Here is a 12,899-nt window from a genome sequence, read left to right on the forward strand (position 1 = left end):
GTTCAGGAAAGCGGTTGCCAGGGCACGCCGGCCAGTACCGCCCTGCCCTGTTCAGCCAACGCCAGCGAGCCGCCCAAGGCCCGCCCATCAATGCTCTGCAGCGCCCAGAGTCCGCTGGCGTTGCAGGCAAACGCAGCCTGCACGCCTTGCAACGCGCCTGCCGGCAGGGGCCGGCACACCTGCGGTCCGTTCCAATGCGCACGCAGCAGGGCCTCTGCGGTACCCCGCAGCGCGGCGGCGCGAGGCCAGATCAGCTGGTGCCCATCATGCACGGCCACGTTCCAGGTCGTGCCCTCGCTGACGTGCCCCTGCGTGTCCACGAAAAGCGCGTCGTCATACCCATCGGCCATCGCCGCGCGACGCTGCGCGAACAGGCCGAACGTGCCGACGTGCTTGATCTGCGGCAGCTCCCGCTGCCAGGTGACGCTGCGCACGCGCCGCGGCGCGGACAGCGATACCGGCGCGGATACCGCCACCAGCACATCGACCGCCACGCGGGCCAGTGGATCGCGGAAGTCGAAGTGACGCGAGAACACCGTTACCCGCAGCGAGGCGTCGGCAAGACCGGCCCTCTGCAGCGCCTGCGCCATCCAGCCCCGCACCTGCGCCGTGTCCAGCTCGCTGCCGAACAGTTCATGTGTGGCCTGCGACAGTCGAGCCAGATGCAGGTCCAATCCCTGCACTGCTCCGCCACGCACCTGCAGCGAGGTGAAGTGCCCGTAATTCACCAGCGCCGGCAGCAGATCCTCCACCTGCGCCGGCTGGCCGTTGCAGGTCAGCATCATCGCAGCAGCGCCTGCGCCTGTTCCCACATGCCGCGCAGCACGTCGGCGGCCGGCTGGGCCGGCGCCATCCACGCCGCTTGCCCGGCCCAGGCCTGCATCGCCGCCAGCCGGTTCTCGCGTGTGGCCTGCGCGCGCATCGGCCCGGTCAGTCCACGCTGTACCGGGTACGGGCGCGGAGCCGGCGCACCGGCCGCCGCAGCGGCGCGTACATAGGGCGTTGCCAGGCCGCGGCCCAGTCGGCCACTGAACGCACGCGTCGGCCAGGTATCCTCCGGTTCCGTGATCGCCAGCGCGTCGGCCCAGGCCGGCGCCAGTGCTGCCTCCGGTGTGCGCAGGAACGCGGTGCCGATCTGCACCGCGCTGGCACCCAGCGTCAATGCCGCGGCGATGCCACGCCCGTCGGCGATGCCACCGGCCGCGATCACCGGAATTTGAAGATGGTCCGCCAGCCGCGGCAGCAGTGCGAACAGGCCGACCAGCTGGCGCTCGGCCAGCGCCGGATCGAAGGCCCCGCGATGGCCACCGGCTTCAGCCCCCTGTGCAACCACCGCATCGGCCCCGGCGTCCTGTGCGGCCCGCGCTTCGGCCAGCGTGGTGGCACAGGCGATCCAGGCAATGCCGGCGTCCTTCAACCGCTGCACATGCGCGGGGGAAAGCACGCCCATGATGGTCGAGGCCACCGCCGGGCGCGCGGCCAGCAACGCGGCGAACTGGTCTTCGAAATCGGCTGGCGTGGCATCGGCCGCACTGGCCGGCACCTCCGGTCCCCACTGCGCGAGGAAGGCACGGCTGGCGGATTCGGCGACCACGTCGCGCGTCGGCGCCGGGTCCGGCAACCACAGGTTCACCTGCGCCGGGCCCGTGGAGAGGGCCCGGAACTCATCCATCCACCGCCCGATATCGGCGGCCGGGGAGAGCACCGCCCCCATTGCGCCCATGCTGCCGGCATTGGCCAGCGCCGCCGACAACGGCACCGGACAGGCACCGGCCATGGGGGCGAGGAGGATCGGAAGCTGCAACGAAAAACGCCGACAGAAGGCGTCGGCGCGTTCAAGAATCGGCGATGCGTTCACGCGACATACCTGCGGGAGAGGTCGCCGCCCAGCATACGCCAGTCGTCACTGGTCTGATCCGTAGATCCGGCCGTGGAGGTCAGCGCGCCGCCACCGCGTAGCTGCGGACCAGTTGGCTGTCCATTTCCTCGTTGAACTGGAAAGTCACATAGCGTGCGTCGTCGGCGGCGAATTCGACATCAGCCGAGGCACGACCGATCTCGGAGCCCTCAGCGTCCAGTGCCCGCGCAACCAGCTTGCCATTGAAGGCCTTGTCAGCCACCACATACACCGCGGCCTCCTTGGAGCCCATGCCACGGCTCTTGCCCAACGTGATGGTCAGGCCGCGCGCAGCCAGGCCTGGATCGGCCTGCAGCGTCACGTTCATGCGCTTGTCCACGCCTTCACCGAGTCCCGCGACGAAATCCGCCGCCGTACCGCTGATGGCGCTGCCAGCCTTCTGCGAGACGGACGTGTCGTCCTTGCATGCGACCAGCCCAAAGGCCAGCGCGATCACCATGATGGTTCTGTTCATGAACATTCCCTTGTCAGACACGCAGGTAGTCAAGCAATTCGGCAGCGGCCGCGCAAGTGCAGATCCCGACACCCACGCGCCCGCCGGTGAAAATCAACGGAACGGCATGCCGCGGCCACCCATGGCGCCCATCATGCCCTTCATGCTGCGCATCATGCCCTTCATGCCGCCGCCGGCCATCTTGCTCATCATCTTTTCCATCTGCATGTACTGCTTCATGAGCTTGTTGACGTCGGCCGGAGTCACGCCCGAGCCCTTGGCGATGCGCGCGCGGCGCGAGCCGTTGAGCAGGTTCGGGTTGCGCCGTTCCTTCTTGGTCATCGAACTGATGATGGCGATCATGCGTGGCACTTCCTTGCCCTGGCTGACCTGCTGCTTGAGGTGGTCCGGGATGTTGCCCAGGCCCGGCAGCTTGTCCATCAGGCCGCCGATGCCGCCCATGTTCTGCATCTGCTCCAGCTGGTCGCGCATGTCGTTCAGGTCGAACTTCTTGCCCTTGGCGACCTTCTCGGCCAGCTTGGCCGCCTTGTCCTTGTCGACCTGCTGCTCGACCTGCTCGACCAGCGACAGCACATCGCCCATGTCCAGGATGCGGCTGGCGATGCGGTCCGGATGGAACACATCCAGGCCGTCCGGCTTTTCGCTGACGCCGACGAACTTGATCGGCTTGCCGGTGATGTAGCGCACGCTCAGGGCGGCACCGCCACGGGCGTCACCGTCGGTCTTGGTCAGCACCACGCCGGTCAGCGGCAGCGCATCACCGAAGGCCTTGGCGGTGTTGGCCGCGTCCTGGCCGGTCATGGCATCGACCACGAACAGGGTCTCGGCCGGGTTGACCGCTGCGTGCAGGGCCTTGATCTCGGCCATCATCGCTTCGTCGATGGCCAGGCGACCGGCGGTATCGACCAGCAGCACGTCGACGAACGACTTGCGCGCATCGTCGATGGCGGCGCGGACGATGGCTTCCGGCTTCTGGTCGGCGCTGGACGGGAAGAACAGCACGCCGACCTGTTCGGCCAGGGTCTTCAGCTGCTCGATCGCCGCAGGACGGTAGACGTCGGCCGAGACCACCATCACCTTCTTCTTGCGCTTTTCCTTCAGGTGCTTGGCCAGCTTGCCCACGGTCGTGGTCTTGCCGGCGCCCTGCAGGCCCGCCATCAGGATGATGGCCGGCGCCGGCACGTTGAGGTTCAGGTCGCTGGCTTCAGCGCCCATCACCGCGGTCAGCTCGTCGCGGACGACCTTGATCAGGGCCTGGCCCGGGGTCAGCGACTTCAATACTTCCTGGCCAACGGCGCGCACCTTGATGCGCTCGATCAGCGCCTGTACGACCGGCAGCGCGACATCGGCCTCGAGCAGCGCGATGCGGACCTCGCGGGTGGCCTCGCGGATGTTCTCCTCGGTCAGGCGGCCACGGCCGCGCAGGCGCTCGATGGTGCCGGAAAGGCGCTGGGTCAGGGACTCGAACATGCGGTGCGACCTGTCTGAAAACGGGGGACAATAAGGCTCACAGTATAGCCGGTCCGCCCCTGCTCCCGGGCTGCGACACGGCGGCCGTCGCCAGCACCCCGGGGGTATGCGAAACTGCCACGATGACAATCGTTCTCATCGCCGTCCTGCTCTACCTGGCCGCCAGCGTCCTGCTGGTGCGCGCGCTCGGCCGCGATGGTGCGGCAGGTTCGCCCGCCTGGCTGTGGCCGGCGCTGCCGGCCATCCTGCTGCATGGCGGCTATCACGTGATGGTGGCGATGCGCACGAACGGCGGGCCGGACATGCATTTCTTCGCGGCGCTGTCGCTGGTGGGCCTGGGCATGGCCTGGCTGACGTCGCTGGTGGGCGCACGCGGCCGCATGTCCGCGCTGGGCGTGGTGGTGTTTCCGCTCGCGGCGCTGTTGCTGCTGGCCTATCACGGCTATGGCCACGAGCCGAGCAAGGTGCTGGGCTGGCGGTTGGCCAGCCATGCCTGGCTGGCCCTGCTGGCTTACGCCACGCTGAGCATCGCGGCATTGCTGGCGATCATGCTGTGGCTGCAGGAACGCGCGCTGCGCCGCCGCGAATTCCGACCCTGGCTGCGCGCCCTGCCCCCGCTGGCCGATCTGGAAGCGCTGCTGTTCCGGGTCATCGCGGTGGGCTTCGCCCTGCTCACGCTGACCCTGGTCACCGGCGTCCTGTTCGTCGATGACCTGCTTGCACAGAAGCTGGTGCACAAGACCGTACTGAGCGTGCTGTCGTGGATCGTTTTCGGCGTGCTGCTGATCGGCCGCCGCCGCTACGGCTGGCGCGGGGTGAAGGCGGTGCACTGGACATTGACGGCCATGCTGTTGCTGCTGCTGGCCTTCTTCGGCAGCCAGTTCGCGATCGAGCTGGTTTTCGGACACTCCCGTTGATCGGATGACAGGTCCGCCGGGCATCGCCCGGCGGCGCAGAGCAGTAGCGCCGGGCCATGCCCGGCGAGCGAGGCGTGCCTACAGGCCGTACCGCTCGATCACGTCCAGATGCGGCTGGCGATCCTGGTCGCAGGCTTCGGCCAGGCGCAGCCAGCACAGCGGATGTGCCCAGCCGGCGGTGGCCTGCTGCAGGAACCGGTGCAGCGCGAGCGGTGCGTGATCCTGAGGCTGGGCGATGGTGAACAGCAACCCCGGCAGCGTGCCATCCTCGGCCTCCGGGTCGGTCACGGTGTAGTCGGGACGGCTGTGGGCCCAGATTTTCCAGCCCTGCGCCTCAACCGCCTCGACCAGGGCATTCCAGGCGTCCTCACCCGGATGGGCGCCGTCGATCAGCCAGCTGCGGGCGAAGCCGCCACGCTCCAGCACATGCACCTGTGCGTAGGTCGGGATGAAGTGCTCGCGTGCCTCCTCGTCTTCCGGTGCCGGATGCACCAGCGCCGCATCGAACACCACCCAGTCACCCACCTGCTGGGCGCGGTTGGCCGGCGCGTTCTCGACGATGCGGGCGGTCACCGGGCCACTGCGCCGGGCGTAGTACTCCATCGGCTCGCCCTCTTCCTCGCTGCGGATGATCACCCAGCCCCACGGCTCTTCGACCACACCCTCGGTGCTGGACAGTTCCATGCCGATCGCCGCCGCCGACCGCCGCACGGCGTCCCAGTCATGCGCGGCACTGGCGGCACTCATGTGATCCCAATGCGCGGCATTGGGCTCCTCCAGCAGTTCGATCAGCTGCGCGTAGCAGGCCTGGGCATCGCTGAAGCGTCCGGTCTCCATGTACATGCGGGCCAGCGTGCCACGTGCGCCATGCGATCCCGGCGACAGCTCCAGCAGCGCCGTTGCCGCCTGCTCCAACGCCGGCCAGTCGGACACCCGGCGCGCGCGCTGCACCTCGCACCAGTGGGCGAACACCGGCACGCTGTCGCGGAAGACATCCGCCAATCGGCGCAGGCCGGCGTCATCGCCCTGTTCGGCCAGCCACCGCATCAGCGTGTAGGCCGCGGCACCATCGTGCTGCGGATGCGCCGCCACGAAGTCCCACAGCAGTGTGCGTGCTTCGGCCTGCGCGCCGCAGGCATTGAGCGCCGAAGCCGCCGTGTCGGCCAACGGCTCATCATCGGGACACTGTGCGTGGGCCTGCAGCAACCATTGCGCCTCCTGCTCGGGATCGCGCGCGTGGTTCTGCTCCCCGCGCGCTTCCAGCCACGCCAGCAGCTCCGTGGCCGGCACCGGCAACGGCGCGACCTCCGGCAGGCTTTCCACGCGTGCAGCCAGGGCGGCCACCAGCGCGGACGCGCCGCGGTCCTGGCGCAGCTGCGGAAGATGGGCACGGGCCAGGCCCAGCTGCCGCTGCGCCACCCAGCGCGCGCCCCGCTGCAGTGCCAGCTCCAGGCTGAGTGCAGCCACCTCGATCAACAACCGATGCGAACCCACCCGGGCGAAATGCTCAATGATGGTGTTGAAGCGCGTACCCAGGTCCCAGGTATTGCGCGCCGGATCGCGCCGGCACAACGCGGCGGCGGTGTTCGCCCACAGTCGCCAGTAGTTCGGCGTCAGTTCGCTCCACGGCACCATCTGCTGCAGCGCTTCTTCGTCGCGGCCCAGCTGTGCCAGTGCCCAGGCCTTGGACAGGCGGCGCGGCACGGTGCAGTTGGCCGGCTCATACTCGCCCGAAGCGACCACCTCGGCCTCCCGCTTTTCGATCAGCGCCAGCGCTTCCTCAGCGCGGCCCAGGCCCAGAAGGATCTTGATCTGCATCTCCGGGAAGCTGTCGAACACCTCCTTGCCGCAGGCCTCGATCGCGTCGGCCTGTGCCTGCAGGTAATCCAGCGCCTCCTGGCCCCGACCGTCGTCCAGCAGCGCGTCCGCCTTCTCGCAGCTCAGGCACTGGAAGCAGGCCCAGCTCGGATCGATGCGTGCCAGGGTCTCGTCACAGACCTCGACCCGTTCGGGCACCCAGCCGGGGCCGTCGATGTTGCCGTAGCAGGCGGCCAGATCCTGGGTCACGCAGATCGACTGCGGGCACTCCAGGGTGTCCTCGCGATGCGCACGCTCGAACAGGGCGACCGCCTCGCCCAGTGCGCTTTCACCTTCGACGCGGTTGCCCACGCGGTTGCGCAGCGCCCAGTGGCCGACGTAGACATCGACCCAGGGATTGTCCAGCGCCTTGCCCAGCGCACGCGCCTCGGGCAGCAGCGCATCGACGCGGTCGACCTGCAGCTCGCTGACGTCGTCTGCAAGGCGGTTCAGCAGGTGCGCGTTCTGCGCCTGCCCGGCCTGGCGCAGGTCGCCCTGCAGTTTTTCTACCCAGTTCCAGATGTCCATGAGGGGATTACGTGCTCCTGTCTAGCGAAGGCTGGATGAGAGCGGGCGTCAGCGCAGCATCTGCTGCAGCGCGCCCGCGATGTCGGTGAAGGCTCCATTGAGGTCGGGGCCTGCGGTTGCCGTCGTCCGCGCCAGGGGCCTGCCCTGCGCGGCGACGATGATCTTCAGGGAGCGCAGCAGGCGTGCGGCCGCTTCGGCCTGCGGGTGGCCTTCCCGCTGCGCGCGCAGCAGCGCCTGCACGGCGGTGTTGTCCAGGTTGAGATACAGCCGCGACGGTGCACGCGATTCGATGCGTGCAGTGAACTGGCGGGCCAGCCGCAGCGCGGCCATCGATACCCGCTTGTCGTTCTCGTCGTCCTCCAGCCGCTGCTTCAGTTCGGCCTCGCGGTCGGGCACCACCACCACCGGCAGTGCCTCCGGACTGAAGCGCGCCGGCAGCAGCTGCTCACCATCGCCCAACTGCTCACGCAGCCAGGCCAGCTGCGCCTCATCGAGGCTGTCATCGGTACGGAACAGCGCGCGGTTGCCCTGCTCGGTGCCCAGCTCCACCAGACGCAGGCCCTTGGCCTGGGCCCAGCGACGCAGGAACGGAACCACCGCATAACGATGGCCATGCGCGACCGGCACCCCCATCGCGCGGAACAGCATCTCTTCGAAACCGCCACCGTTGTCGAGGATCACATGCACGGCGCCGCGTGCCGGCAGCGCGCTGGCCGGCAGATCGCCCTGCGAGGTCGGCACGCGCACGTGCTCCACCAGCAGTTCGAACAGGCGGTCATCACACAGCGCCGCGCCCAGCAGCGCTTCGTTGTGGCGGGCCAGCACCCGGCGCCAGGCTTCAGGCTGCTGCCGTGCGACCTCGGCCAGCCCATCGATCAACGCTTCCAGCAGGGCGTGCTGCACGGCGCGGTAATGATCATCGCGCTGCAGATCCTCACGACTGGCGGTGGGCGTCAGCCGCGAGGACTCGATCACGCCACCGATGAAGCCGGCCCAGGGCGGGAGCAGGTCACGTGCATCGTCGTCCAGCAGCATGCCGCGCACGAACACTGACAGATTGCGGTTGTCACTGGTGCCATAGGTGGCGCCATCCTGCACCCACAACAGGCCCGTGGCGTCGCTGACGCCATCGGCGCGCAGCGGCAGGGTGACGATGGGCTCGAAGTCATGCTCGAAACGCGCGGCGAACTGCAGGGCCTGCCGGCGCGCCTGCACCGGGTGCAGCGCGACCTGGCCCTGCACCCGCCACGGCGGCGGCTCCGGATTGATCGCAGAGGTGGCGGCACCGATGAAGATCGGTTCGGACAGCAGCGCGCAGTACCGCCCCAGCACCTCGTGCAGGCGTGCTTCGTTGGCCAGCGGCAGGAAGTCGGGGTGCAGCTCGAGCTCCACTTCGGTTCCGATCTCGCGCGCGGGCACTTCGCTGACCGTGTACTGCTCGGCATTGCTGGACACGTACAGATGGCCGAGTTCCGGCGCCTGGTAGGAGGTTGTGCGAACGCTGACCCGACGTGCCAGCACGAAGGCGGACAGGAAGCCGAGACCGAACATGCCGATCAGGCCATCCTCGTCGGCGCCGCCCTGGCGCAGGCCACGGGTGTAGCCGACACCGACGGTGGCCAGGTAATCGTGGATCTCCTGGCGGGTCAGGCCCGCCCCGGTATCGCTGATGCGCAGCACGCCGGCGGTGGCGTCGACCTGGACGGAGATCCAGGAAGGCACGTCCCTGCCCGGCTGCTCGATGCGACGGCGGATGATCGAGTCATGCGCGTTCTGCACCAGCTCGCGCAGGGCCACCATCGGCGTGGAGTACAGGTGCTTGCCCAGCACCGTCATCAGTCCATTGAGGTCGACGCCCGCACGGCGGATTTCGGCGGCGGGGGCGGTAAGCGCGGGGTCCTGCATGTAATCGTTTACTCCTGGGCACGGAAAGGCGCCACAGGGCGCCTTCGTCGAGCGGGAAAAACTAGCACAGGGAGGCTGACCGTAGCCGCATCTGACGTCTGCAGCGTCTGGCCCATGCCCGGCGGTCCTTCGCCGGGGAAGCAGAGGCGCGTGGCCCGGCTCAACAGGATCGCGGCCGCCGGCGCGCCTCCGATGGAATCACGCCGCGTCGATCGCCTCGGACAGGCGCTCCACGGCGATCACCTCCATGCCCTTGACCGAGCCGCCCTTGGGCGCATTGGCCTTCGGCACGATCGCACGCCTGAAACCATGGGTGGCCGCCTCGCGCAGCCGGTCCTCACCATTGGGTACCGGGCGGATCTCGCCGGACAGGCCCACTTCGCCGAAGGCGATGGTCTTCTCGGCCAGCGGCCGGTCCTGCAGCGAAGACAGCACCGCCAGCAGCACCGGGAGGTCGGCGGCCGTCTCCTGCACGCGGATGCCGCCGACGACATTGACGAACACATCCTGGTCGCCCACCAGCACACCGCCGTGCCGGTGCAGCACCGCCAGCAGCATGGCAAGACGGTTCTGCTCCAGGCCTACGGCGACACGGCGCGGGTTCGACAGCGGCGACGCATCGACCAGCGCCTGTACCTCCACCAGCAGCGGACGGGTTCCCTCACGGGTCACCATCACGCAGCTGCCGGGCTGATGCGTACTGCCACCGGACAGGAAGATGGCCGACGGATTGGAGACCTCCTTCAGGCCCTTGTCGCCCATGGCGAACACGCCCAGCTCGTTGACCGCGCCGAAACGATTCTTGAACGCACGCAGCAGCCGGAAACGGCTGCCGCTTTCGCCTTCGAAGTACAGCACCGCATCGACCATGTGTTCCAGCACACGCGGGCCGGCGATGCCACCTTCCTTGGTGACGTGGCCGACCAGGAACACGGCGGTGCCGGTTTCCTTGGCGAAACGCACCAGCCGTGCGGCACTCTCGCGCACCTGGCTGACCGACCCCGGTGCGGCGGTCAGGCTTTCCGTCCACAGCGTCTGCACCGAGTCGGCCACGATCAGGCGCGGGCCGGCCTTGGCCGCGTGCTGGAGGATCGACTCGACGCCGGTTTCAGCGAGCGCGTTGACGCCATCCAGGGGCAGTTCCAGCCGATGCGCGCGACCGGCCACCTGGGCCAAAGACTCCTCGCCGGTGACGTAGAGCACCGGCAGCTCGGCCGCCATCCTGGCGACCGCCTGCAGCAGCAGGGTCGACTTGCCGATGCCGGGATCGCCGCCGACCAGCACCACCGCCCCCTCCACCAGGCCGCCGCCAAGCACACGGTCGAACTCGCCGATGCCGGTGCTGACCCGGCGATGCTCGGTCTGCTCCACGTCCTTCAGGGCGGTGATCTTCGGCGGATCGACCTTGCCCGCCCAGCCGGCCCGCCGCGATGCCGGCGCCTTGGCCGCCGCCGCGCTTTCCAGGACGATTTCCGACAGCGAATTCCAGGCATTGCACTCGGTGCACTGGCCCTGCCATTTGCTGTACTCGGCGCCGCATTCATTGCAGACGTAGGCGGTGCGGGCTTTTGCCATCTGGGAATTTCCTGCGGCGGGGACGGGCGTGGCAGGATAGCCGAGCCCGGTCGCAGGTGCTGCGACCGCTCAAGTACCGCCCACCTGCGCCGATAGGGGTCGCGGGCGTGCGCCTTGCGGACGCCCCTCCCTTTCCCACTGGATTCAACATGACTGGAAGTTACAGTCAGAGCCTGGTCGCCATCTCTCTGCTGGTGGCCATTCTTGCTTCGTACACGGCCCTGGACATGGCCGGGCGTGTCGCCAGCGCGCAGGGACGCGTCGCCCGCTGGTGGCTGGCCGGTGGCGCCGCCGCGATGGGCCTGGGCATCTGGTCGATGCACTTCATCGGCATGCTGGCGTTCGATCTGCCGATCCCGATCGGTTACGACCTGGCCATCACCCTCTACTCCCTGGCGGTGTCGATCGCCGCATCGGCCTATGCGCTGTGGCTGGTCTCCCGCCCCAGCCTGCCGCGACGGCGGCTGTTGGCCGGTGCGGTGCTGATGGGCACCGGCATCGCCGCCATGCATTACCTGGGCATGGCCGCCATGCGCATGCAGCCCGGCATCGACTACCACCCAGGATGGTTCGCGACATCGATCGTGGTGGCCATCAGCGCAGCCGGCGCTGCGCTGTGGATCGCCTTCCGCCTGCGCACCGAGCAGCGCAACACGCTGCGCCTGCGCCTGCTCGCCTCGCTGGTGATGGGGCTGGCCATCGTCGGCATGCATTACACCGGCATGGCGGCCGCACGCTTTGCGGACGGCAGCGTCTGCGGTGCCGTGGTCAGTGGCGGCATCGATGCCCGCTGGCTGGCGGTACTGGTCATCGTCACCACCGTGGCGACGCTTGGCATCGCGCTGGTGGCCTCCCTGTTCGATCGCCAGATGCGGGTCCGTACCGGGCTGCTGGCCGATTCGCTGGCGCACGCCAACAACCGGCTAATCCAGGCCGCGCTGCACGACCCGCTGACCCAGCTGCCCAACCGCATGCTGCTGCAGGACCGCATCGAACAGGCCATCGAGAAAGCCTGCCGGCACCAGCACGCGGTGGCCGTGATGTTCTGCGATCTTGACGGATTCAAGGCGGTCAACGACGCCTACGGTCATCAACTGGGTGATCGCCTGCTGGTCGCCGTCGCGCAACGCATCGGCGGCCTGCTGCGACCGCAGGACACCTTCGCGCGCCTGGGCGGGGACGAATTCGTGATCGTGCTGGCGATCGACATCCCGGATGACGCCGTGGTCGTCGCAGAGCGCATCATCGCCGCGGCCAGCGAGCCTTTCATTCTCGACGCGGCCGAGCTGCAGGTCAGCGCCAGCCTCGGCATCGCCCTGTACCCGGATGACGCCGGCAACGAACGCGAGCTGATGGCCCACGCCGATGCAGCCATGTACCACACCAAGGACACCGGCCGGAACGGCTACACGTTCTTCACTCCCTCGATGCAGCTCAGTGCAAACCGCCAGCTGCGGCTGCTGCAGGATCTGCGCAAGGCCGTCGCCCGGGGAGAACTGGTGCTGCACTACCAGCCGAAATTTCCCGCCGCCGATGCCCCCGCCAGCGGCGCCGAAGCGCTGCTGCGCTGGCAGCACCCGGAACTGGGCCTGCTGGCACCGGACGTGTTCATCCCGATCGCCGAGCGCAGCGGGCTGATCCTGCCGATCGGTGACTGGGTGCTGGATCGCGCCTGCGCCCAGCTGCGTGCGTGGCATGATGCCGGCCATCGCGGCTGGACGATGGCGGTCAACCTGTCTCCCCTTCAGTTCGCCTCGCCGACGCTGCTGGCCAGCGTGCGTGCGGCGCTGGAACGACACGCCATCGATCCGCCTCTGCTGACGCTTGAGATCACCGAAACGACTGCGATGAAGGATGTCGACGCGAGCCTGGCGATTCTCAACGATCTCACCGCGATGGGCGTGCACATCGCCATCGACGATTTCGGCACCGGCTATTCCAGCCTGCTCTACCTCAAGCGCATGCCGGCCACCGAGCTGAAGATCGACCGCGCCTTCGTGCACGACCTGGAACGCAATGCCGAAGACGCCGCGATCGTCTCCTCGATCATCGCCCTGGGCCGTACGCTGCAGTTGCAGGTGGTGGCCGAGGGCGTGGAGACCCAAGCCCAGCGCGAGTATCTGAGCGAACTGGGCTGCGACCAGCTGCAGGGCTACCACCTGGGTCGGCCGATGGATGCCGAGGAGTTCCTGCGCAAGGTGGGGTGAGGCCCGGAGTGCGAGGTCGGAGCCCTCGCCTGCGACATGGGATCCGACCCCATCCACCCGACAACAGA

At 68.4% G+C, this 12,899-nt stretch carries 9 protein-coding genes; 2 read left to right on the plus strand and 7 right to left on the minus strand.

Annotated elements, in window-relative coordinates:
• Positions 1-2: 2 nt before the first annotated feature.
• The 4 genes from ACVOKU_RS01670 to ffh all read right to left on the minus strand — a co-directional run bounded on the left by ACVOKU_RS01670 (position 3) and on the right by ffh (position 3,842).
• Entirely contained in the window at positions 3-785 is a 783-nt protein-coding gene (locus ACVOKU_RS01670; RefSeq protein WP_481558880.1) for an aminotransferase class IV family protein, read from the minus strand.
• A complete protein-coding gene (locus ACVOKU_RS01675; RefSeq protein WP_481558881.1) occupies positions 782-1,858 on the minus strand; it encodes an NAD(P)H-dependent flavin oxidoreductase in 1,077 nt (358 codons plus the stop codon). Before ACVOKU_RS01675 ends, ACVOKU_RS01670 begins: the two co-directional genes overlap by 4 nt.
• A gap of 79 nt (positions 1,859-1,937) precedes the next feature.
• Positions 1,938-2,372, minus strand: coding sequence for a hypothetical protein (locus tag ACVOKU_RS01680; protein WP_197572021.1), 435 nt, complete (start codon positions 2,370-2,372; stop codon positions 1,938-1,940).
• A 93-nt stretch (positions 2,373-2,465) separates the two neighbouring features.
• Positions 2,466-3,842 carry a signal recognition particle protein gene (ffh, locus tag ACVOKU_RS01685; RefSeq protein ID WP_053518973.1) on the minus strand — a complete coding sequence of 459 codons (1,377 nt, stop codon included), beginning with the start codon at positions 3,840-3,842 and terminating at the stop codon, positions 2,466-2,468.
• A gap of 122 nt (positions 3,843-3,964) precedes the next feature.
• Here ffh and ACVOKU_RS01690 point away from each other — a divergent pair, with 122 nt between their 5' ends.
• Positions 3,965-4,759 (plus strand): cytochrome C assembly family protein, encoded by a 795-nt coding sequence (locus tag ACVOKU_RS01690; protein WP_074900797.1) that lies wholly within the window; start codon positions 3,965-3,967, stop codon positions 4,757-4,759.
• A 78-nt stretch (positions 4,760-4,837) separates the two neighbouring features.
• Here the strand turns inward: ACVOKU_RS01690 and ACVOKU_RS01695 are convergent, their stop codons facing one another.
• From ACVOKU_RS01695 to radA, 3 genes are all read right to left on the minus strand, one after another.
• Positions 4,838-7,144, minus strand: coding sequence for a hypothetical protein (locus ACVOKU_RS01695; RefSeq protein WP_481558882.1), 2,307 nt, complete (start codon positions 7,142-7,144; stop codon positions 4,838-4,840).
• Positions 7,145-7,192: 48 nt separating this feature from the next.
• Positions 7,193-9,049 carry an ATP-binding protein gene (locus ACVOKU_RS01700; protein ID WP_481558883.1) on the minus strand — a complete coding sequence of 619 codons (1,857 nt, stop codon included), beginning with the start codon at positions 9,047-9,049 and terminating at the stop codon, positions 7,193-7,195.
• A gap of 198 nt (positions 9,050-9,247) precedes the next feature.
• On the minus strand, positions 9,248-10,624 hold the full coding sequence (gene radA, locus ACVOKU_RS01705) for a DNA repair protein RadA (RefSeq protein ID WP_053518980.1): 1,377 nt from the start codon (positions 10,622-10,624) through the stop codon (positions 9,248-9,250).
• Between the two features lie 149 nt (positions 10,625-10,773).
• Here radA and ACVOKU_RS01710 point away from each other — a divergent pair, with 149 nt between their 5' ends.
• Entirely contained in the window at positions 10,774-12,831 is a 2,058-nt protein-coding gene (locus tag ACVOKU_RS01710) for a putative bifunctional diguanylate cyclase/phosphodiesterase (RefSeq protein WP_481558884.1), read from the plus strand.
• The last annotated feature ends 68 nt before the right edge of the window (positions 12,832-12,899 follow it).

It is taken from the genome of Stenotrophomonas sp. STEN147, from assembly GCF_056757995.1.